Consider the following 20,821-nt stretch of genomic DNA (forward strand, 5'->3'; position numbering starts at 1 on the left):
GTGGCGTTGCCGCCCATGCCGCCGGCCGCGCCGTTGCCGCCATAGCTGTCGCCGCCGTAGCCGCCGGTGCCGGTCGCGGCACCTCCGCTGGCCCCGCCGCCCACGCCACCATAGCCCGTACCGCCCATGCTGCCGGCGCTGTTGCTGGCGCGGTTGCCGATGTCATGCACGGTGTTGCCGCTGACGGTGCCGGTCAGCGTGCTGATGGCGTTGGCCGACGAGGTGTTGTACGCGTTGCTGAGCGACGAGGTGGCCGTGCCGCCGTTGTTGGCGGCGGCGGCGCCGATCTGGCTGGCCGCGCTGCCGCCGGTGCTGTTGTTATTGTTGTTCCTGTTGCTGCTGTCCTGGACCGCCGTGGCGGTGTCGCTTGCGTGCGCCCCGGCGCCGGACTGCGTGGTGGCCGTCGGCGGCGTGGTGGTTTGCGCATAAGCCGCGCTTGCGCCAAACGCCAGCGCGATCGCCGCGCTGATCAGAGTTTTCTTCATAGCTGCTCCCTACCTAACAAGGTGTACGGTTAATCGAATGGTGCCAGGGGACCGATCTCCCAGCCCCCCCTCTTTCGCAAGCTTGGTGCCACCCTCCGCGCCGCGCACGCAAACTGTTGAAAACACTGGACTATTCCCCGGCACCCCCACGCCGCTTGCGGACGCTGCGGCACATCGCGGGCCGCTATCCGTCACACCGGTGTGACAGCAAGGCCGCGCCAGCATGCCTAACGCGCCGGCGCCAGCCCCTATTTCGATGCCGGCGACGGGGTGTAACAGGCGCGCGACGGTGCCCGGATGCCGTGCTTGGCCAGCAGGCGATACAGCGTCATGCGCGATACACCCAGGTCGCGCGCGGCCAGCGTGATGTTGCGGCCGGCGCGCAGCAGGCTGGCGTCGATGGCGTCGCGCTCGGCGCGGATGCGGGCGTCGTCCAGCGGCGCCGTTTCGGCCGGCGCGCGGCCGCTGCCCAGGCCCAGGTCCTGCGGCAGGATCAGCCTTCCCTCCGCCATCACCATCGCGCGCCGCACGCGGTTGAGCAGCTCGCGCACGTTGCCGGGCCAGTCGTAGTCGCGCATCGCCTGCGCCGCCCGGCCGCTGAAGCCCTTGACATGCGGCGCCCGTTCGCTGGCATAGGCATTGAAGAAGTGCTCGGCCAGCGGCAGCAGATCCTCGCGGCGTTCGCGCAGTGGCGGCACGTCCAGCGCCAGCACGTTGAGCCGGTAATACAGGTCTTCGCGGAAGGCGCCGCGCTCCACCGCCTGCGCCAGGTTGACGTGCGAGGCCGCGATCACCCGCACATCGACCGCGATGCTGCGCGTGGAGCCCAGGCGATAGATGGTCTTCTCCTGCAGGAAGCGCAGCAGGTTGGCCTGCAGCTCCATCGGCAGGTCGCCGATTTCATCGAGGAAGATGGAGCCGCCCTGCGCGGTTTCGATCAGGCCGCGCTTCTCGCGCGCCGCGCCGGTAAAGGCGCCGCGCTCGTAGCCGAACAATTCGGACTGGATCAGCGAGGCCGGGATGGCGCCGCAATTAATGGGCACGAACGGGCCGTCGCGGCGCGGCGAGTGCGCGTGCACGGCCTGCGCCGCCAGCTCCTTGCCGCTGCCGCTTTCGCCCCAGATCAGCACCGGCGCGCTGGCGTTGGCCACCTTGCCGATCTGCCGCCGCAGCCTGGCGATGGCGGCCGACTGCCCCGTCAACGCCGGCTCCTGCCTGCCGTGGCGCGGAGCCGGCGGCGCGCGGCACAGCGTCGCCAGCCCGTAGGCATGGCCCAGCGTCTGCCGCAGGCGTTCGATGTCCAGCGGCCAGGTGTGATAATCGCCGCAATGGTCGTGCACCAGCTGCCGCCACGCGGGCGACTCCAGCGCCGGCGCGTGCAGCGCCGCCACCCAGTGCATATGCCAGTGCTCGTGCAGGAAGTCGTCCAGCGCGGCACGCAGCGGCTCGTCGTGCGCCTCCACCAGCAGCACGCCCAGCACCAGCGGGCGCGCCTTCAGGTGGCGGCGCGCCTCGGCCAGCGTGACCGCTTCATACACCTCCCATTCCTCCACTGCGGCGTTGATAGTCTCCGGTACGGCGGTGCTGCCGACCGCCAGGCAAAGTAGGTTTTTTTTCGTCATCCGGATTGGACGAGGAAAGATGGGATAAGTTCAAGCTTGTCTTTTAAGACAACACAAGGAGCTTGCCGCGGCATCGGCATCAATATAGAATGCCTGCGCAGTTTTTTTGACGAGGGATATGCCAGCCTGTCAATAGTGAAAATAAGTTAAAAACAAAGACAGGAGCATCACATGAGCGATTTTCAACTGAAGCCGGCGGACTTGCCGAGCTGGAGCCAGCGCACCGCCTTGCGCGTCCTGGGCCTGTTCGGCTGGCGCATGCTGTATCGCCCGCTGCCCGGCCCGCGCGGCATCTGCGTGATTTATCCGCACACGTCCAATTGGGACTTCATGGTCGGCCTGTTCGGCAAATGGGCTCTGAACCTGCCGTTCCGCTGGCTGGCCAAGGATTCGCTGTTCAAGTTGCCGGTGCTGGGCAAATGGTTCCGCGCGCTGGGCGGCGAGCCGGTCGAACGCGGCACGCCGAGCGGCACCATCAAGCTGCAGGCGCAGCGCATGAACGCGGCCGGCTGGTACTGGGTCGGCATCACGCCGGAAGCCACGCGCGGCTATCGCCCGAACTGGAAGAGCGGCTTTTATCATCTGGCGCTGGAGGCCAAGGTGCCGCTGGTGCTGGTGTATATCGATTATCCGAACAAGACGCTGGGCCTGGTCGACCACGTGTTCCTGACCGGCGACCAGGAGGCCGACATGGCCGCCATCCGCGCCGGCTTCGAAGGCCACCAGGGCCTGTATCCGAAGAACGCGGCGCCCATCGTGCTGCAGGAGCGCCGCGCCGATCCGCGCGACCAGGCTTAAGCCACAGTCACCAGCATCACACCGGTGGCGGCGATCGCCGCGCCGGACAGCTTCAGCGCCATCGCGGGGCTGATGCGGCCCAACATCCTGCCGCCGTAGACCAGCAGCGCGCTGGCGGCCAGCAGGCCCATGGCGCTTGCCGCCTCGGGCAGTTCGTGGCCGTGCGCGTTACCGTGCAGGAGCGCGAACACACCCACCATCAACGCGCCCAGCGCGGCCGGCAGGCGCGCCGCCACCGCGATCAACACGCCCATCAGCGCCACCGTCAGTGCGATGCCGGTTTCCAGACCGGGAATCGCCAGCCCCGCCACGCCGGTCAGCACGCCCACCAGCATCATGCCTAGGAAGGTGGCCGGCAGCCACTGCGCGTTGGACTGGCGCGCACTCCACATGCCTACCGCCAGCATCGCCAGCAAGTGATCGAGGCCGGTGAACGGATGGACGAAACCGTCGAAGAAGCCGTGCGTATGCGCGCCGCCTCCCTGCGGATGGGCCGACGCGACGGCGCTGACCAGTATCAGTGCGGCGGCCGCCGCGATGCGTTTGTGCTTCATTGGATCTCCTGTGGGGTTTGGCCGAGCAGTCCTTGCTCGCGGATGAAATTGATGACGGCGGCCACGCCGTCGCCGCTGCGCAGATTGGTGAACACGAATGGCCGCTTGCCGCGCTGCTGCCTGGCGTCGCGCGCCATCACATCGAGGTCGGCGCCGACGTGCGGCGCCAGGTCGGTCTTGTTAATGATCAGCAGATCGGAACGGGTGATGCCGGGACCGCCCTTGCGCGGGATCTTTTCGCCGCCGGCCACGTCGATCACGTAGATCGTCAGGTCCGACAACTCGGGGCTGAAGGTGGCGGCCAGGTTGTCGCCGCCCGATTCGACCAGTATCAGGTCAAGATTGGGAAAGTCCGCCTGCATGCGGGCGATGGCTTCCAGGTTGATCGACGCGTCCTCGCGGATCGCCGTATGCGGACAGCCGCCGGTCTCCACGCCCATCAGGCGTTCGGCCGGCAGCGCATCGGCGCGCAGCAGGATCTCCATGTCTTCCTTGGTGTAGATGTCGTTGGTGATGACGGCCATGTCGAAATGATCGCGCATGCCTTTGCACAGCATCTCGCACAGGGCGGTCTTGCCGGAGCCGACCGGACCGCCGATGCCGACGCGCAGGGGATTGGAAGTTGTTGATGTCATGTTGGTTCTCTTTTCAGGATCTGTATAAACGGCTGTACTGCACTTCATGCTGCATCGACAGCAGCGACAGGCCGGGCGCCCAGTTGCACATATCGTCGTCGGCGACGGTCTGCGCGTGATGCGCGGCCGCTTCGATGTCGGCCCGCAGCGACAGCAAAATGCGCTGGCCCGCCACCTGCCCCAGCGGCACGGATTTGACGCACACCAGCACCTGGTTCTCGGTCCAGGCGAACAGCATCGCCAGCAAGGCCGCGTCGTGCGGGATGTCCAGCGCGGCGACGGCGCAGGCGAAGGCGGTCGGCAACGCGACTTCCGCCTCGCCCTGTAACCGCGCCAGCATCTCGGCGTCGACAAAGCCCAGTTCCGCCACCAGCTTGGTCAGCGAATAGCCCATCTGGATGGTCTCGGCGCGGAACTCGGCGCTGTCGCGCGAGGCGATGAATCGTTCGCTCCATTCCGCCGCTGCGCGCCAGTCGCGCCGCGACCAGGCCTGCATCAGGCGCCAGCATACCGGCGCCTCCCACTGCGCGACCACCTCGTGCAGATGCCGCACGATCCATGCGCGCGCGGTGGCGGCGTCGCGGACGATGCCGGTTTCCAGCGCCGCCTCCAGCCCCTGCGAATAGCTGTACGCGCCGATCGGCAAGGCCGGGCTGGCGAATTGCAGGAGATTGAGCAGCGCGGAGGCCTGCATCATGCCGTATCGCCGGGCCGGTGGATTTTCTGCCGCAGCGGAATCGGCGCCAGCGGATTGCCGTCGTGATGGTGCGAGTGCCCGCCGCCATACGCGCCGGACTCCGGCTCGAAGGCCGCCTTCTCCTCCACCACCGTCGCGCCCAGGCCGGCCAGCATCTCCTTCAGCACCGCGTCCGCGCGGATGCGCAGGAAACCGTCGCCGACCTGCGCCTGCGTGTGGCGGTTCCCCAGATGGAAGGCGCAGCGCAGCAAGGTGTGGGCGTCGACGCATGTGATCTTGTAGGTCGGCTCGGGCGCGGCCACCACCTTGATGACGCGCTTGTCCTCGCCGGTCAGCAGGTCGCCGTCGCGCAGCACGGTGCCGCGCACGGTGAACACGGCGACGTCCTCGCCGGTATCGAGCGTGGCCCGCAGGCGGCACTTCTCGCGCAATTCATATGGAAGCACCAGTTGCGCGGCAATGGCGTCGGCGTGGGGTATCTTTGTGTGCAGTGTCAGCATGGTCAGAACAGGAAATAGCGCTGCGCCATCGGCAGCACGGCCGCGGCTTCGCAGACCAGCAGCTCGCCGTCGGCGCGCACTTCATAGGTTTCGGGATCGACAGTCATCTTCGGCGTGGCGCCGTTGTGGATCATGTCGGACTTGCGCAGCGAGCGCATATTCTTGGCGACGATCAGCGTCTTGTTCAGCTTGAGCTGCTCGCCGATGCCGGCGTCGAACGCCGCCTGCGAGACAAAGGTGAACGACTTCTTCAAGCCGCCGCCGAAGGCGCCGAACATCATCCGGTAATGCACCGGCTGCGGCGTCGGGATCGAGGCGTTCGGATCGCCCATCTGCGCGGCGGCGATCATGCCGCCCTTCAAAATCGTCGACGGCTTGACGCCGAAGAAGGCCGGCTTCCACAACACCAGGTCGGCGATCTTGCCCACCTCCAGCGAGCCCACCGCGTGCGAGATGCCGTGCGTGATGGCCGGGTTGATCGTGTACTTGGCGATGTAGCGCTTGACGCGGAAGTTGTCGTTGCGCGAGGAATCCGGCGCCAAGGGTCCGCGCTGCACCTTCATCTTGTGCGCGGTCTGCCAGGTGCGCATCACCACCTCGCCGACACGGCCCATGGCCTGCGAATCGGACGACATCATCGAGATCGCGCCGATGTCGTGCAGGATGTCCTCGGCGGCGATGGTCTCGCGGCGGATGCGCGATTCGGCGAAGGCCACATCCTCGGCGATGGCCGCGTCAAGATGGTGGCACACCATCAGCATGTCCAGGTGCTCGTCCAGCGTGTTGACGGTGAACGGGCGGGTTGGGTTGGTGGACGACGGCAGCACGTTCGATTCGCCCACCGCCGCGATGATGTCCGGCGCATGGCCGCCGCCCGCGCCTTCGGTGTGGAAGGTGTGGATGGTGCGGTCCTTGAACGCGGCCAGCGTGTCGGCCAGGTAGCCGCCTTCGTTGAGCGTGTCGCTGTGGATGGCGACCTGCACGTCCATGCGGTCGGCCACGGACAGGCAGTTGTCGATGGCGGCCGGCGTGCTGCCCCAGTCCTCGTGCAGCTTCAGGCCGATGGCGCCGGCGCGCACCTGCTCCTCCAGCGGCTCCGGCAGCGACACATTGCCCTTGCCGAGGAAGCCCAGGTTCATCGGGAAGGCGTCGGCCGCGCCCAGCATCGCGTGCAGGTGCCACGGCCCCGGCGTGCAGGTGGTGGCCGAGGTGCCGGCGGACGGCCCGGTGCCGCCGCCTATCATCGTGGTCACGCCGCTCATCAGCGCTTCCTCGATCTGCTGCGGGCAGATGAAGTGGATGTGCGTGTCCACGCCGCCGGCGGTGACGATCATGCCTTCGCCGGCGATGATCTCGGTGGCGCCGCCGATGGCCATCGTCACATCCGGCTGGATGTCCGGATTGCCGGCCTTGCCGATGGCGGCGATCATGCCGCTTTTCAGGCCGATGTCGGCCTTGACGATGCCCCAATGGTCGACGATCACCGCGTTGGTGATCACCGTGTCCATCACGTCGGCGGCCACGCGCTGCGACTGGCCCATGCCGTCGCGGATCACTTTGCCGCCGCCGAATTTGACTTCCTCGCCATAGGTGGCGAAATCGTGTTCGATTTCGATAAACAGTTCGGTATCGGCCAGGCGGATGCGGTCCCCTTTGGTGGGGCCGAACATTTCCGAGTAGGCGCGGCGCGAGATTGTAACCATGTCAGCCTTTAGGTGGATTGGGGTCCAGCTTGCCCATTACTTTGCCATTGAAGCCGAACACCTTCTGGTCACCGCCCAGCTTCACCAGTTCCACCGTGCGCTGCTGGCCCGGTTCAAAACGGACGGCGGTGCCGGCGGCGATATTCAGGCGCATGCCGTAGGCCTGCCAGCGCTCGAACTTGAGCTCCGTGTTGACTTCAAAAAAATGAAAATGCGATCCGACCTGCACCGGCCGGTCGCCCTGGTTGGTCACCACGACGGTCGCGGTGGCGCGGCCTTCGTTGAGGCCGATCTCGCCCTCTTCGAGCATGTATTCACCTGGGATCATGGCGATCTCCTTTACGGGATGGGGTTGTGGACGGTCACCAGCTTGCTCCCGTCGGGGAACGTCGCTTCGACCTGGATGTCGGGGATCATTTCGGGGATGCCTTCCATGACGTCGGCACGCGTAAGGATGCGGGTGCCGTCGGACATCAGCTGCGCGACGGCTTTGCCGTCGCGCGCACCTTCCATGATGGCGCAGGTGATCAGCGCCACCGCTTCCGGGTAGTTCAACTTCAAGCCGCGCGCGAGCCGGCGTTCCGCGACGATGCCGGCGGTGAAAATCAGCAGTTTGTCTTTTTCTCTTGGTGTCAGGTCCATGGCGTTTCTCAGTTTTGTCTTTCAGGTTTGCCAGATGCGCGGCGTGACGGCCGCGCGGCCCAGCAGGTGCGGGCGCAGGCGGCGCCAGACGGTGAGCATCAGGCGGCGTGCGGTTTCGCTGTCGTCGCCCAGGTGGCGCGCCACCAGCACGCCCCTGGTTTGCGTAACGCCGAAAACGTGCTCGCCGTCGGCCTGGATATCGGCGCGGATCTCGGACAGCACGGCGGCGGGCAGCGGCTTGCCGGCCGCGATCAGCGTGGCGCAAACGGTCCTGCCGTTGAGCGCCAGCGGGCTGTCGAGGCGACCGCCCAGCATCGCGCCCTGCTCCCACCAGATCAATTTGCCGTCGCGGCGGATGCTGCTGCGCTGGGCCACGGTGCCGGTGTTGAAGCTCTCGCCCGAGCCGCGCCGGCCCATGCAAAGGATTTCGCAGCCGATGTAAGTGGCGCCTTCGGCCAGCTCGATGTGCTGGTCCAGCGCCACGTTAGCGGTATCAAAAAAGATGGTCTCTTGCGGCAGCCATTCGAGTGCGGCGCCAGAGGCCACGGCCAGGCGCACGTGCTGGCGCGAGACCTTGCCGTTGGCCTTGTACCACTTGGCGGCGCCCGGCGTGGTGATGAAGGCATGCGCCTGCGCGCCGACGCCGACATTGATCGCCAGCTGGTCGCCGCCCACCACGCCGCCCGGCGGATGCACGACGATGGCATGGCACACCTTGGCGTCCTCCGGGTACAGCGCCTTCTGCACGCGCAGCGGGCCATAGTGCCGGTTGTCGAACAGGCGCGTGGTGCCGCCGTCGTCGGCAAATCCGAGCGTGAGGCTGGCCTGCCATGCGCCAGGGCCGGCGGCGAGTTCTCTGGATGCGGTGGTATCGGGCATGGCTAACGTAATGCAATCGTCATGCCAGCCGAATCACGCGCCACAGGCGATGTAAGGACTTATTTCGCACCAAAGAGAGCCTTGCGCACCATAACGGTGCATGCATGGCGCATCATGTTTTACATTTGTCTTTTTTGCTTGTAAAATAAGCACCATTTTTCATTTCCCATCAAGGACAAGCAATGCGCTTCTCGACTTTTGCAGCCGCTGCGGCGGTTGCCCTGGCACTGGCTCCGGCCGCCCACGCCACCGGCTTCGGCGCCAACCTGATCGCCAACGGTAACGCCGAAACCGGCAATACCACTGGCTGGAATACCACTTCGGCCTTCAGCGTCGTCAAATACGGCGCCAGCGGCGGCTTCCCCTTCCCTTCGGATCCAGGTCCGTCCGACCGCGGCACCTACTTCTTCGCTGGCGGCGACAGCAACGCCAAGTCCACCGCCAGCCAGACCATCGACCTGTCGGCGCTGAGCACCGCCATCAACACCGGCGCCTCGCGCTACGACCTGTCGGCCTGGCTGGGCGGCTATGAATCGCAGAACGACAACGCCACGCTGACCGCCACCTTCTTCGGCAGCGGCGGCGCCGTGCTGTCCAGCGCCAGCCTGGGTCCCGTCTCCAATTCGGAGCGCGGCAACCACACAGGTCTTCTGCTGCGCGACACGCAAGGCTACATCCCGGTCGGCGCGCTCAATGTCGGCATCACGCTGACCATGACCCGCAACGCCGGCTCGTACAACGACGGCTATGCCGACAACCTGTCCTTCGCGGTGGCTGCCGCACCGGTGCCGGAAGCCGACGCCTACGCCATGCTGCTGGGCGGCCTGGCCTTGCTGGGCGTGGTCGCCAAGCGCAAACAGCGCAAGGCTTAAGCCTGATCGTTGCGCCGTAATCAAGGGAGCTTTGCGCCGCGCGGCCTGTTTGGGCGCGGCGCCCGTCCCCATACTGTTTGCTCCCCTAACTGATTACGTGAGCACAGCATGAAAATATTCGTCACCGGCGCGGCAGGCTTTATCGGCGGTTCCATCGCAGCGGGCCTGGTGCGCGCAGGCCATCAGGTGGTCGGCCTGGTACGCAACCCGGAACAACTACAGGAAGTGGCTTCGATCGGCGTGACCGGCGTGGCCGGCACCCTCGACGACCGCGACCTGCTGATCGCCCAGGCCAAGGCGGCGGACGCCGTCATCAACGCCGCCAGCAGCGACAACCGCGCCGCCGTGGAAGCCTTTGTCGATGCGCTGGCCGGCAGCGGCAAGGTATTCCTGCACACCAGCGGTTCCAGCATCGTCGGCGACGCCTCCGGCGGCGAGGCCACGGACCGCATCTACTTCGAAGACCAACTCCCCGCCCCCACCGCCGACAAGGCCGCGCGCGTCGCCATCGATGACCTGGTGCTGGCCGCCGCCGGCAAAGGTGTGCGCTCGGCGGTGCTGTGCAATACGCTGATCTACGGCGACGGCGCGCTGCCGCGCGACAGCGTGCAGCTGCCACGCCTGATCAAGCAGGCCCGCAAGAGCGGCATCGTGCGCCATGTGGGGCGCGGTTTGAACATCTGGTCCAATGTCCACATCGACGACGTGGTCGACCTGTATCTGCTGGCGTTGGAAAAGACCGAGGCCGGCGCGTTCTACTTCGTCGAAAGCGGCGAGGCCTCGTTCCGCGACATGAGCGCGGCCATCGCCCGCGCGCTGGACCTGGGCGACCCGCAGGACTGGCCGCTGGAGCAGGCCAAGGAGGAATGGGGCTACGAGATGGCTTCCTATGGGCTGGGCTCCAACAGCCGCGTGCGAGGGCAGCGGGCGCGCACGCAACTGGGCTGGAAGCCGCATGGTCCGTCGGTGTTTGAATGGATCGCCAAGCAGTGATTGCTTTTTAAATAAAATTCCGCTACCGTGTGGGCGGGGCGGATCCTTCAAGCCGGCCTGTCTTTGCTTCGGCAGGGACAGCCTCTACGGGGCTACCCCGTGGGATTTTTAATGTTCAGCATTTCGCCGCCTGAGCCCCGTTGCGCTACCGCGCAAGACAGCTCACGCATCACGAGACTCGTTGAAGGCTCTCCGCTCCTTTCACTACGCATGACGATCGCAAAACTTACCGCGTTGGCGCTGGCCGATACGATGCTGGCTTCGGACGGCAGCGTGGACAAGCTGATTGCGGCATGCAGCCGCGTTTTCGGCGCACCGCAGCCATGGGCGCCGAAGCTATGCGCGGCGCTCAGCGAACGGACTGGCCGGAACTTCCACTACTTCAGCCGGCGCGAGATCGCGGACATCCTGCTGCACCTTCTCGGCCACGACGGCGGCGGCGACGACAACGCGGAGCGGTCCGTCATCGCACTGCCGGCGGTGCGGCGCTACTGTGTCGACCTGCCGGTACGCCCGCCGCAGGACGAGTGGTCCGCCGCGCTGGCGCTGCCGGAACTGCCCACGGTGGGCGCGCTGGCCGCGTGGCTGGACGAACCGGTGGATGCGCTGGACTGGTTCGCCGACCAATGGCGCGTTGAGAGCAGCCAGCAATCGCGCCTGCAGCACTACCGCTATCGCTGGGTGCCGAAGCGCAGCGGCGGCCTGCGCCTGATCGAGATCCCCAAGGCGCGGCTGCGGCACATCCAGCAAAAAATCCTCCGTCAGCTTCTGGACCGCTTGCCGCCGCATCCGGCCGCGCATGGCTTCCGGCGTGGGCGCTCCTGCGTCACGCACGCCGCGCTGCATGCGGGCCGGCGCATCGTCATCCGCATGGACCTGAAGGATTTCTTCCCGAGTATCCAATACTCACGCATCCACGCGCTGTTTGAAAAACTGGGCTATTCGCCGACCGTCGCCGGAACGCTGGCGCGAATCTGCGTCAACCGCGCGCCGCGCGGCGTGTTCAGCGATCCAATGGAAGGCGGCTCGCTGCCGTGGGCCGAGCGCCAGGCCCTGAAGTCGCACCATTTGCCGCAAGGCTCCCCTTGCTCGCCCGCGCTGGCCAACTTGTGCGCCTATCGGCTCGACATGCGCCTGCAAGCGCTGGCGCAGTCGCTGGGCGCGTCGTACAGCCGCTATGCCGACGACCTGGCGTTTTCAGGAGATCAGGATTTTGCGCGCACCGCGGAGCGTTTCCATATCCAGATCGCCGCGATCGCGCTCGAAGAAGGCTTCCGCATTCATCCCCGTAAAACGCGGCTGATGCGCGAAGGGACGCGCCAGCAGGTGACGGGCGTGGTCGTCAACGCCCATCCCAACATCGCGCGCGACGAATACGAGAGGCTCAAAGCCACGCTGACCAACTGCGCGCGGCATGGGCAGGCCACCCAGAACCGCGACAGCCATCCCAACTTCCGCGCCTACCTGGCCGGCAGGATTTCCTACGTCGCGATGGTCAACGCGAACCGGGCGCTTAAATTGAAGCGCCTGTTCGACGCCATCGCGTGGCCCGCCTGAGCGAGTCCGCTCACTTTTTCTTCGTGGCGTCGAAGGCTTTTATCAGGTCGCCATCGGGCACGCCCGGCAGCGGAACAGCCTTGCCGTTGAAGGTCAGCTTGCCCTGACGGATTTCGATGGCCGAGCGCAGTTCGCCCTTGTCCATCACCGCGAAGCCTTCGTTCACCAATTTTCCGATCACCACGGCGGCGATGTTCTTGCCGGCCGTCTCGATCTGTTCGGCGGCATTGGGCGCCGACGCATCCACCTGCTTGGCGCCCATCAGGCGCGCCACGTCGTTGACCATGGCAACCGGCAGGCGCACGTCAAGGCGCGCGATAATCTTCTTGGCAAATGCCATCGGCGAGCTGAAATCGGCGTCCACCACCTTGTCGAAATCGATGCGGCCCTTGATCGACGCGGTATTGCCGCGATAGCTGGCGCTGATGTCGTCGATTACCAGGCTGGCGCCGCTCGTCACCATGTTCTTGCCGAAGGCTTTCATGGTCCTCAGCATCAGCTCCGTCTGGGCATCTTCCGGCAGGCCGCTGCCCTGCACCTTTTTCAATTCGCGATCGGCCTCCGCCAGCGCCTGCGCCGGCATATTCACCACGCGCAGGCCGATATTGGCGTGCTCGATGGGCGCGCCACTAAACAGGATCGACTTGATCGAGAAACCGTAGTTCAGGTCGGCCTTCTTGCCGTGGAGCGCGATGCCGAAGGCTGCGGACATGTCTTCCAGCCGGAAGGTCTCCTTGAAGTCGGAGCTATCCGGCGTCGTCCCGCGCACCACCACCGAACCCACTTTTATCACGCCGTTGCCGTACCAAAGGCCGTCCTTCACGCGCGACTGTTTGAAGTCCATCGACATCTTTTCAAGCGTGCCGCTGGCCGAAGTGCCGAGGATGGACAACGACGGCCACGTCGCGATGGTATCCATCGTGGTGCCGGCTTTGTTGACGACGGTCCTGGCATTGAATTCGGCCCACGAAAACGCCACCGCATTTTCGTCCAGGTACGTGTGCGGCGCCAGCTTCGCTACGTAAACGGCCTGTCCTTTCGGGCCGGCGGTGCGCTGCATCGCGAATATATGCTCGTTGCCGAACACCTCCTTCAGCTTGGGGCGCAGCGCCGGCGAAAATTCGAGTTTCGAAAAAATCTCCAGCCGCTTCACGGTGTCCGTCTGCGCGCCCACGGCCGCGCTGATTTCCTTGCCGGCGGCGGCTACGGTCTCGATGAAGGAGGACTTCACCCGGGCAGCCGGTGCGACCGGCGCCGGTATGACGGCCGGCGGCATCTGCTCGACGGCCTGGATGGAGGTATGCGCCAGCAAGGCGCCGGCGATGGCTACTGCGAGTATCGATTTTTTCAACGTGCGGTCCGAAGAAAGTGGTTATGGTAGGGCCGCGATTCTACCCAACCACCTTGGTTCGGAAATACACACTTTGTCACGGCCCCCATTACATCTGGGAGAGCTTAGTCCAGGTCGGGATAAGGGCTCTTGCCGCCTTCGGCGATGAAGGTGTCGATGCGCGCCTCCAGCACCGGCAGCGGCACGGAGCCCAGTTGCAGCACCGTGTCGTGGAAGGCGCGGATGTCGAACTTCGACCCCAGCGCCGCCTCGGCCTTCTTGCGCGCGTTGATGATGCTCATCTCGCCCAGGTAGTAGGACAGCGCCTGGCCCGGCCACGAAATGTAGCGGTCCACCTCCGTCTCGATCTCGTGGTCCGACAGCGCGGTATTGTCATGCAGGTAGTCCTGCGCCTGCTTGCGGGTCCAGCCCTTGCTGTGGATGCCGGTATCGACAACCAGCCGCGCCGCGCGCCAGGCCTGGTAGCTCAACATGCCGAACACCTCGTACGGCGTTTCGTACATGCCCATCTCCACGCCCAGCCGCTCCGAGTACAGCGCCCAGCCCTCGCCATAGGCCGAGATGTAGGCGTTGCGGAACGGCGGACGGCCCTTCTGCTCCATCGCCACCGGCATCTGGAAGGCGTGGCCCGGCGCCGATTCGTGCAGCGTCAGCGCCGGCATCGAGTACAGCGCGCGCGCCGGCAGGTTGTAGGTGTTGACCAGGTAGACGCCAGGGCCGCCACGGCCCGAGGTGTAGAACGGCGCCTGGTCGTCCGGCACCGGGATCACGGCGAAGCGGCGGCGCGGCAGGTAGCCGAAGTACTGGCCGACCTTGCCGTCGAATTTCTTGGCCACCCAGGCCGAGCGCATCAGCAGCTCTTCCGGCGTCTTGGCGTAGAAGCGCGGATCGGTGCGCAGGAACCGCAGGAAGGCCGGCAGGTCGCCTTCGAAGCCGGTCTGCTTGATCACGTCCTGCATCTCGCCGCGGATCTTGGCCATTTCGCTCAGGCCGATCTGGTGGATCTGGTCCGCGCTCATCGAGGTGGTGGTGAATTCGACGATCTTCGACTGGTAGTAGGCTTTACCGTCCGGCAGGCTCTCGGCCGCCAGCTCGGTGCGCGCCTTCGGCACGTATTCCTCGCGCATGAACTTGAGCAGCTTGCCGTACGACGGCAGCACGTAAGCCTGGATCGCCTTCACGCCCTCGGCGCGCAGCGCCTCCTGCTGCGCCGCCGGCATGGTGGCCGGCATGGTCTTGAACGGCAGGTAGAACACCGTGTCCTGCGGGGTCTTGGCGTCGGTGACGGACGTGATCGAGGAGTCTCGGCCGATCAGCGTGACCTTGGGCGGCGTGAAGCCGCGCGCCAGGCCGGCGCGCATATTGTCCATCTCCTCGTCGAAGTAGCGCGGCGTCTCGGCCAGCTGCTTGAGGTAGTCGCGGTACTGCTTTTCATTGGCCAGCGGCTTGCGCGCGCCGGACGCCATGTTGGACCAGAAGGCCGAATCGGCGTTGAGCGGCTTCTCGTATTCGCGGAACACCTGGCCGGCGATCAGCGCGGCAATCTGCGCCTTGTAGACCTGGTAGTTGATGCGCTCCGGCGCCGACAGCTTGTCCTGCGAAATGCCGTCGAGCTTTTTCATCACGCCCTGCCAGTAGGCCAGCCGCTGCTTCTGGGTGGCGGCGTCGATGCGCGGCAGCGATGCCGAGACACCGTTGTCGTCGTCCTCGTCCTCTTCCTGTTTCTGGCTGATGCGCCATTTCCACTCCTGGGTGTAGATGGCTTTGAACTGCGCGTCGGCGGGGCCGGGCTTGACGGCCGGCGCCGGGGCGGCTTGTGTGGCGGTGACGGCTAACAGCATGCATGCGCCGGCGATGGCGGCGCTGAACTTCTTTTCCATAACACTCCAATGGGAAGGGTTGATTACATGTCCAGCAGATTACGGTGTTCGCGCAGCAGCGCGGTGAAGGCCTCGCCGTTGAGGGGGCGGCTGAAGAAGTAGCCCTGCATCTCGTCGCAACCGCGTTCGGTGAGGAAGCGCACCTGCTCGCGGGTCTCGACGCCCTCCGCGATCACCCGCATATTGAGGTTGTGCGCCAGCGAGATCACCGACAGCGCGATGGCCGCGTCGTTGGCGTTGGTGGTCACGTCGTCGACAAAGGATTTGTCGATCTTCAGCACGTCGATCGGGAAGCGCTTCAGGTAGCTCAGGCTCGAATAGCCGGTGCCGAAATCGTCCAGCGAGATGCTGACGCCGATGTCCTTCAGGCGGCGCAACGCGGCCACCGCCTTGTCCGGATCACCCATCACCGTGCCTTCGGTGATCTCCAGGCCCAGGTACTCCGGCGCGATGCCGAATTTGCGCAGCGTGTTTTCCACATACGGCACGGTGGCGTCGTTGGCGAACTGGCCGGCCGCCAGGTTGACCGACACCTTGATGTCGCCCAGCCCCTGGTCGTGCCACACCTTGATCTGCGCGCACACGCTCTCCAGCACCCATTCGCCGATCGAGTTCACCAGGCCGTATTCCTCGGCCAGCGGGATGAAACGGTTCGGTGGCACTTTGCCCAGCACGACGTTATCCCAGCGCAGCAGCGCCTCCGCGCCCAGCATGGCGCCGGTCTTCAGGCACATTTGCGGCTGGTAGTGCACCTCGAATTCGTCGCGCGCGATGGCGCCGCGCAGCTGTCCCTGGATCGCCAGCTTGTCGCGGATTTCGGCGTCCATGCGCTCGGTGAAGAAGGCGTAGTTGTCGCGCCCTATCTCCTTGGCGCGGAACAGCGCCGTGTCGCCGTTGCGCACCAGCTCATCGAAGCTGTCGCCGTCGGTCAGGCTGACCGCGATGCCGATGCTGGACGTGACCATGATCTGCTGGCCGTCGATCACCAGCTCGCGGCGCAGGCCGGCCAGGATCTTCTGCGCCAGCGCCATCGTCGCGCCCAGCTGGACGTCGTCGGGCACGATGATCTGGAATTCGTCGCCGCCCTGGCGGGTCACGATGTCGCCCTCGCGCACGGTCTCGTTGAGGAACTTCGACACCACCTGCAGCGCCTTGTCGCCGACGTCGTGGCCGTAGGAGTCGTTGATGCTCTTGAAGCGGTCCAGGTCCAGGCACATGACGGCCACGCAGCGGTGCTCGCGCTTGGCCGTGGCCAGCGTCTGTTCGAAGCGCTGGCGCGCCAGCAGGCGGTTCGGCAGGCCGGTCAGCGCGTCGTGGTTGGACAGGAAGTCGATCAGGTGCTGCTCGGCCTTGCGCTCGGTGAGGTCCATGAACACCGCCACATGGTTGATCACCTGGCCCTGTTCGTCCCTGACCACCGAGGCGCTCAGCAAACCTGGATAGGTGTCGCCGCACTTGCGGCGCGCCAGCACCTCGCCCGACCAGTGGCCGGTCTTGACGATGGACTGCGCCATCAGCTCGAAGGACTTGGCATCCGGTTCGCCGGCGTGCAGCAGGGCCACGCTCTGCCCCACCACCTCGTCCGCGCTGTAGCCGGAGATCTGCGTGAAGGCGGGATTGGTGGCGACGATGCGCCCATCGCGGTCGGTGACGACGATGGCGTCCTGCGTGGCTTCGAACACCTGGCTGGAGAGCCGCATGAATTCCTCGTTGGCGCGGCGCTGCTCGACTTCCTTTTCCAGCGACGCGGCCAGCGCGGCCAGTTCGGTGGTGCGTTCCGCCACACGTTCCTCCAGCAGCGCGCGCTCGGCCGCCAGCGCCTGCTGGGCGCGGCCCAGCCGTACATGGGCGTCGGTGCGGGCCAGGATTTCCTCGGCCTGGAATGGCTTGGCGATGAAGTCCACCGCGCCCAGCGCGAAGCCGCGCACCTTGTCGTCGGTGTCATGCTGGGCCGACAGGAAGATCACCGGCACCTGGCTCAGTTCCGGCGACGCCTTCAGGCGCCGGCACACCTCGAAGCCGTCGATGCCGGGCATGCGCACATCGAGCAGGATCAGTTCCGGCGGGCGTGACTGCGCGGTCCACAGGGCCAGCTCGCCGTTGGGCGCCTGGCGTACGTAGTAGCCCGCTTCCGTCAGCAGGTCGCTCAGCAGTTTGAGCGAGGCCGGCGTGTCTTCCACGATCAGCACTTCGCCCTTGGTGTGTTGTTCCGACAAATCCCGATGCATGTAAAACTCTCTCGCCTGGTTTGCTGCCGCTATCATATACCCGTCAGGCTTGCGCCTCCAGTTCGTTGTCCGCCTCGTCCAGCAAACCGCATAGCTGCGGATACTGGTGCAACCGTATCATGTGCTCGATGCGCTCGACCACCTCCGCCAGCTCCAGCGGCAAGGGGGCCAGCAACAGCGCCACGCGCGGCAGGTTCAGTTCCTGCAGCGCGGTCTTGAGCTGCTGGCGCAGCGCCCGGTCCAGCAATCCCAGGTCGCCGCGCGACAGCGGCGGCAGCATGGGCTGGCGCGCGCCGTGATGGCGGCGCATGAACTGCAGGCCCAGTTGCTGCTCCAGCACCGCGTACAGCTGCTCCTGTTCGACCGGCTTGCGCATGAATTCATCGGCGCCCGCCGCCAGCGCCTCCTCGCGTTCCTCGGCGTAGGCGGATGCGGTCAGCATCACCACCCGTGGCTGCGGGCCGGCGGCGTTGGCGCGGATCTGGCGCGTCGCGCTCAAGCCGTCCAGCGCCGGCATGCGCCAGTCCATGAACACCAGGTCCGGCCGCCAGACGTCGACCATCGCCAGCGCCTGGGCGCCGTCGCCCACCACCGCCACCTCGAAGCCCAGCGGCTGCAGCAGGTTCTCCAGCAGCGCGCAGCCGTCGGCGTTGTCGTCGGCCACCAGGATGCGGCGCCCGCGCTGGGGCGGCGCCAACGCGGCCACCTCGTCGTCCTCGCCGATGACGGGCGCGCTGTCGGCCACCTGCACCGTGATCGCGAAACGGAAGGTGGCGCCGGCGCCGGGCACGGACTGCACCGTCAGGTCGCCGCCCATCAGCTGGACGAATTCGCGCGAGATGGTCAGGCCCAGGCCCGTGCCCTCATGCGCACCGGGGCCGTCGGCCTGGATGAACGGTTCGAAGATGCGGGCCTGGTCTGCCTGCGAGATGCCCGGGCCGGTGTCGATGACGGCGAATTCCAGCTCGCAGCCGTGGGAAGCGCTGCGCATCGCGCCGCGCACCCGCAGCGTGACCTTGCCCTGCCCCGTGAACTTGACCGCGTTCGACATCAGGTTCAACAGCACCTGGCGCAGCTTGGTGCCGTCCACGCGGGCGCCGGCGGGCAGGCCGGCGGCGTCCAGCTCCAGCTCCACGCCGGTCTGGCCGGCGCGCATGCTGACCATGTCCATCACTTCCTGCAGCATGTCGTGCAGGCCGACCACCTCGGTCTGCAGGCTGGCGCGGCCCGCCTCAATCTTGGACAGTTCGAGGATGTCGTTGATCAGCGTGAGCAGGTGCTGGCCGGAGCGGTGGATGATGGCCAGGTTGCGCTTCTCCTCCGGCAGCATGTTCTTGGAGTCGGCCATCAGGCGCGAGAAGCCGATCACGGAATTGAGCGGCGTGCGCAGCTCGTGGCTCATATTCGCGAGGAAGATGCTCTTGGCCTGGTTGGCCGCCTGCGCCTGCAGCACCGCGACCGACAACGCGTTGGTGCGCTCGGCCACCAGGTCCTCCAAGTGAATGCGGTGGCGGCGCAGCTCCTGCTCGGCCACGCGGCTGGCGGTGACGTCGTAGTTCACGCCGACCATGCGCGCCGGATGGCCCTCGGCGTCGCGGAAGATCATGGCGTCGCCCTTGATGTAATGGACCGAGCCGTCGGCCCAGACCACGCGAAACTCGACGTCGAATTCCGCCGTGCCCTCCAGCGCCTGGCGCAGCAGCGCCTCGGTGGGGATGGCGTCGTCGGGGTGCATCATGCTGCGCCATAGCTCGAACGGCCGCTCCACCTTGCGGCCCTCGATGCCATGCAGGCGGTACATCTGCTCGTCCCACACCACTTCGTCGCTGAGGATGTTCCAGTCCCAGATGCCGATCGCCGCCGCGCTGCTGGCGATCTGCAAGCGTTCCTCGCTGGCGTGCATGGCGACGAAACGGCTGTCCATCAGGCGCACCATCTCGCGGATCGAGCCGTTCAGGGTTTTCAGCTCGCCGAAGAACCAGTCGGTGGGCGGCAAGGCGCCCGGATTCTGGCCGGCCTTGACGTTGGCGGCGTAGCGTTCGATGGTGGTCAGCGGCTTGAGGATCAGCTGCCATAGCAGCAGATATAAGCTCAGCACCAGCGTCACGTCCAGCACGAAGATCATGCCGGCGATGGTGTACAGGCGCTGGCGCAGCTGCTCGATCAGGCCGGCCGGCGAGGCGAACACGGTGATCGTGCCGATGTTCTGGCCACCGGCGACGATGGGCCGCTCCTCGAACAGCAGCTCGGGATTGTCGGGCATGCGGGTGGCGGCCACCAGCTGCGCCTGGTCGTTGCGGGTGATGATGAAGGGATGGTTGCTGGCCACCGGCGCCACTGCGCTGGCGTACAGGTCGCGGTTGCTCAAGCCGCTCTTCATGATGGTGACGATCTGGGTCTCGTCGAAGTTCCAGGCCGGCAGCGCCACGGCGGCGGACAGCTCGTCGGCGCTGTTGGCCAGTGTCTTGTGCAGCTGCTCCCAGCGCTGGGCGCGTTCGACCTGGTAGAAATACAGCGCGAAGGTCGTCAGCACCAGCGTCACCACGGCGGTCAGCGTGACGCTCACGAACACGGCGATCGATACTCTTCCTGCGCGGCGGGCAAGTCGGTCCAACATCGGAAAACCATTCTTTTGGGGTTAGTCTGCGGAGCTTCGGCTTAAATCATAGGTTTAAACCGACCTGAAGTCCATGCATTTTATTGCCCAAAAGGATTAAATTACAGATTCAGCAAGTTTTTACACAATCAAGCAACATCCTTGACGGTTTGCAAATGGTCGCAGGCCATGGCCGTGCTCAGGAACAGCTCCCCGTTCAGCTCGCGCAACAGCGCCGTGCCGCGTAGCCGGTCCAGCACCGGCCCCTTCACCTCGGCCAGGTGCAGGCCGATGCCGCGCCGCTTCAGGCGCTGGTTCAGCTCGGCCAGTTCGTACAGCGCCGTGGTGTCGATCGAGCTCACCGGCGACATCACCAGCACCAGGTGGCGCGCGCTGGCGTGGGTGGCCAGCTCGCCTTCGATGCGCCCGGCCACCGCCTCCATATTGCCGAAGAACAGATTGGCATCGATGCGCAGCACCAGCAGTTCCGGCCGGGTTTCGACCGGATAGCGCTCGACGTTGCGGAAATGCTCGGTGCCGGCGATGCGGCCCAGTACCGCGATGTGCGGCCGGCTGGCGCGCCAGATCAGGGTACCCATCGACAGCGCCACGCCGACCACCACGCCCGCCTCCACACCCAGCGCCAGCACGCCCAGGCAGGTGGCGGCCCACGCCAGCACGTCGCTGCGGTCGTACTGCCAGGCGGTGCGCACGATGTCCAGCTCCAGCATGCCGAGCACGGCGACGATGATGGTCGCGGCCAGCACCGGCAGCGGCAGCAGCGCCAGCCAGCCGGTGGGCGCGACCAGCGCGGCGGCCAGCAGCGCGG

18 protein-coding genes and 1 pseudogene are annotated in these 20,821 nt (G+C 66.0%); 4 read left to right on the forward strand and 15 right to left on the reverse strand.

Annotated elements, in window-relative coordinates; genetic code table 11:
- Both GTP90_RS30315 and GTP90_RS30320 read right to left on the reverse strand, forming a co-directional pair.
- Positions 1-485 (reverse strand): annotated as a pseudogene (locus GTP90_RS30315) (hypothetical protein); the annotation flags it as partial.
- Between the two features lie 248 nt (positions 486-733).
- Positions 734-2,107: a sigma-54 dependent transcriptional regulator gene (locus GTP90_RS30320; RefSeq protein ID WP_161087007.1), complete on the reverse strand. Its 1,374-nt coding sequence runs from the start codon at positions 2,105-2,107 to the stop codon at positions 734-736.
- A gap of 171 nt (positions 2,108-2,278) precedes the next feature.
- Between GTP90_RS30320 and GTP90_RS30325 the strand changes: the two genes are divergently transcribed.
- The gene (locus GTP90_RS30325; RefSeq protein WP_161087008.1) at positions 2,279-2,905 is read left to right on the forward strand and encodes a 1-acyl-sn-glycerol-3-phosphate acyltransferase; all 627 of its coding nucleotides are present in this window, start codon (positions 2,279-2,281) and stop codon (positions 2,903-2,905) included.
- Here GTP90_RS30325 and GTP90_RS30330 read toward each other — a convergent pair.
- From GTP90_RS30330 to GTP90_RS30365, 8 genes are read right to left on the reverse strand one after another with little or no spacing between them, the layout of a single operon-like run.
- Complete coding sequence (locus GTP90_RS30330; RefSeq protein WP_161087009.1) at positions 2,902-3,459, reverse strand: HupE/UreJ family protein; 558 nt, start codon at positions 3,457-3,459, stop codon at positions 2,902-2,904. The genes GTP90_RS30325 and GTP90_RS30330 overlap by 4 nt on opposite strands.
- Positions 3,456-4,094 carry an urease accessory protein UreG gene (gene ureG, locus GTP90_RS30335; RefSeq protein WP_161087010.1) on the reverse strand — a complete coding sequence of 213 codons (639 nt, stop codon included), beginning with the start codon at positions 4,092-4,094 and terminating at the stop codon, positions 3,456-3,458. Before ureG ends, GTP90_RS30330 begins: the two co-directional genes overlap by 4 nt.
- Positions 4,095-4,107: 13 nt before the next feature.
- Positions 4,108-4,788 (reverse strand): urease accessory protein UreF, encoded by a 681-nt coding sequence (locus tag GTP90_RS30340; RefSeq protein WP_161087024.1) that lies wholly within the window; start codon positions 4,786-4,788, stop codon positions 4,108-4,110.
- Positions 4,788-5,291 (reverse strand): urease accessory protein UreE, encoded by a 504-nt coding sequence (ureE, locus tag GTP90_RS30345; RefSeq protein ID WP_161087011.1) that lies wholly within the window; start codon positions 5,289-5,291, stop codon positions 4,788-4,790. The genes GTP90_RS30340 and ureE overlap by 1 nt, the downstream gene beginning before the upstream one ends.
- Positions 5,292-5,293: 2 nt before the next feature.
- Positions 5,294-6,994 carry an urease subunit alpha gene (gene ureC, locus GTP90_RS30350; protein ID WP_161087012.1) on the reverse strand — a complete coding sequence of 567 codons (1,701 nt, stop codon included), beginning with the start codon at positions 6,992-6,994 and terminating at the stop codon, positions 5,294-5,296.
- Position 6,995: 1 nt separating this feature from the next.
- On the reverse strand, positions 6,996-7,322 hold the full coding sequence (locus tag GTP90_RS30355) for an urease subunit beta (RefSeq protein WP_161087013.1): 327 nt from the start codon (positions 7,320-7,322) through the stop codon (positions 6,996-6,998).
- 11 nt (positions 7,323-7,333) lie between these two features.
- On the reverse strand, positions 7,334-7,636 hold the full coding sequence (locus GTP90_RS30360) for an urease subunit gamma (protein WP_161087014.1): 303 nt from the start codon (positions 7,634-7,636) through the stop codon (positions 7,334-7,336).
- Between the two features lie 21 nt (positions 7,637-7,657).
- Positions 7,658-8,515 carry an urease accessory protein UreD gene (locus GTP90_RS30365; protein WP_161087015.1) on the reverse strand — a complete coding sequence of 286 codons (858 nt, stop codon included), beginning with the start codon at positions 8,513-8,515 and terminating at the stop codon, positions 7,658-7,660.
- Between the two features lie 182 nt (positions 8,516-8,697).
- Between GTP90_RS30365 and GTP90_RS30370 the strand changes: the two genes are divergently transcribed.
- From GTP90_RS30370 to GTP90_RS30380, 3 genes are all read left to right on the forward strand, one after another.
- Complete coding sequence (locus GTP90_RS30370) at positions 8,698-9,387, forward strand: PEP-CTERM sorting domain-containing protein (protein ID WP_161087016.1); 690 nt, start codon at positions 8,698-8,700, stop codon at positions 9,385-9,387.
- Between the two features lie 108 nt (positions 9,388-9,495).
- Positions 9,496-10,380 (forward strand): NAD-dependent epimerase/dehydratase family protein, encoded by an 885-nt coding sequence (locus GTP90_RS30375; RefSeq protein WP_161087017.1) that lies wholly within the window; start codon positions 9,496-9,498, stop codon positions 10,378-10,380.
- Positions 10,381-10,590: 210 nt separating this feature from the next.
- Positions 10,591-11,937: a reverse transcriptase family protein gene (locus GTP90_RS30380; RefSeq protein ID WP_254452121.1), complete on the forward strand. Its 1,347-nt coding sequence runs from the start codon at positions 10,591-10,593 to the stop codon at positions 11,935-11,937.
- Positions 11,938-11,947: 10 nt separating this feature from the next.
- Here GTP90_RS30380 and GTP90_RS30385 read toward each other — a convergent pair whose 3' ends face one another.
- From GTP90_RS30385 to GTP90_RS30405, 5 genes are all read right to left on the reverse strand, one after another.
- Entirely contained in the window at positions 11,948-13,288 is a 1,341-nt protein-coding gene (locus GTP90_RS30385) for a DUF945 family protein (RefSeq protein ID WP_161087019.1), read from the reverse strand.
- Positions 13,289-13,392: 104 nt separating this feature from the next.
- The gene (locus tag GTP90_RS30390; protein ID WP_161087020.1) at positions 13,393-15,168 is read right to left on the reverse strand and encodes a DUF885 domain-containing protein; all 1,776 of its coding nucleotides are present in this window, start codon (positions 15,166-15,168) and stop codon (positions 13,393-13,395) included.
- Positions 15,169-15,191: 23 nt separating this feature from the next.
- Entirely contained in the window at positions 15,192-17,396 is a 2,205-nt protein-coding gene (locus GTP90_RS30395) for a two-component system response regulator (protein ID WP_161087021.1), read from the reverse strand.
- A gap of 43 nt (positions 17,397-17,439) precedes the next feature.
- Positions 17,440-20,013, reverse strand: coding sequence for an ATP-binding protein (locus tag GTP90_RS30400; protein WP_161087022.1), 2,574 nt, complete (start codon positions 20,011-20,013; stop codon positions 17,440-17,442).
- A 128-nt stretch (positions 20,014-20,141) separates the two neighbouring features.
- Positions 20,142-20,821, reverse strand: a 680-nt coding sequence (locus GTP90_RS30405; protein ID WP_161087023.1) for an STAS domain-containing protein, incomplete at its 5' end; no start/stop codon positions are given.

The organism is Duganella vulcania, assembly GCF_009857655.1.
GTDB classification, from domain to species: domain Bacteria; phylum Pseudomonadota; class Gammaproteobacteria; order Burkholderiales; family Burkholderiaceae_D; genus Rugamonas; species Rugamonas vulcania.

Coding starts and splice junctions, on each gene's coding strand:
- GTP90_RS30320 (WP_161087007.1), bottom strand. CDS start 2,107: ATGACGAAAAAAAACCTACTTTGCCTGGCGGTCGGCAGCACCGCCGTA.
- GTP90_RS30325 (WP_161087008.1), top strand. CDS start 2,279: ATGAGCGATTTTCAACTGAAGCCGGCGGACTTGCCGAGCTGGAGCCAG.
- GTP90_RS30330 (WP_161087009.1), bottom strand. CDS start 3,459: ATGAAGCACAAACGCATCGCGGCGGCCGCCGCACTGATACTGGTCAGC.
- ureG (WP_161087010.1), bottom strand. CDS start 4,094: ATGACATCAACAACTTCCAATCCCCTGCGCGTCGGCATCGGCGGTCCG.
- GTP90_RS30340 (WP_161087024.1), bottom strand. CDS start 4,788: ATGCAGGCCTCCGCGCTGCTCAATCTCCTGCAATTCGCCAGCCCGGCC.
- ureE (WP_161087011.1), bottom strand. CDS start 5,291: ATGCTGACACTGCACACAAAGATACCCCACGCCGACGCCATTGCCGCG.
- ureC (WP_161087012.1), bottom strand. CDS start 6,994: ATGGTTACAATCTCGCGCCGCGCCTACTCGGAAATGTTCGGCCCCACC.
- GTP90_RS30355 (WP_161087013.1), bottom strand. CDS start 7,322: ATGATCCCAGGTGAATACATGCTCGAAGAGGGCGAGATCGGCCTCAAC.
- GTP90_RS30360 (WP_161087014.1), bottom strand. CDS start 7,636: ATGGACCTGACACCAAGAGAAAAAGACAAACTGCTGATTTTCACCGCC.
- GTP90_RS30365 (WP_161087015.1), bottom strand. CDS start 8,515: ATGCCCGATACCACCGCATCCAGAGAACTCGCCGCCGGCCCTGGCGCA.
- GTP90_RS30370 (WP_161087016.1), top strand. CDS start 8,698: ATGCGCTTCTCGACTTTTGCAGCCGCTGCGGCGGTTGCCCTGGCACTG.
- GTP90_RS30375 (WP_161087017.1), top strand. CDS start 9,496: ATGAAAATATTCGTCACCGGCGCGGCAGGCTTTATCGGCGGTTCCATC.
- GTP90_RS30380 (WP_254452121.1), top strand. CDS start 10,591: ATGACGATCGCAAAACTTACCGCGTTGGCGCTGGCCGATACGATGCTG.
- GTP90_RS30390 (WP_161087020.1), bottom strand. CDS start 15,168: ATGGAAAAGAAGTTCAGCGCCGCCATCGCCGGCGCATGCATGCTGTTA.
- GTP90_RS30395 (WP_161087021.1), bottom strand. CDS start 17,396: ATGCATCGGGATTTGTCGGAACAACACACCAAGGGCGAAGTGCTGATC.
- GTP90_RS30400 (WP_161087022.1), bottom strand. CDS start 20,013: ATGTTGGACCGACTTGCCCGCCGCGCAGGAAGAGTATCGATCGCCGTG.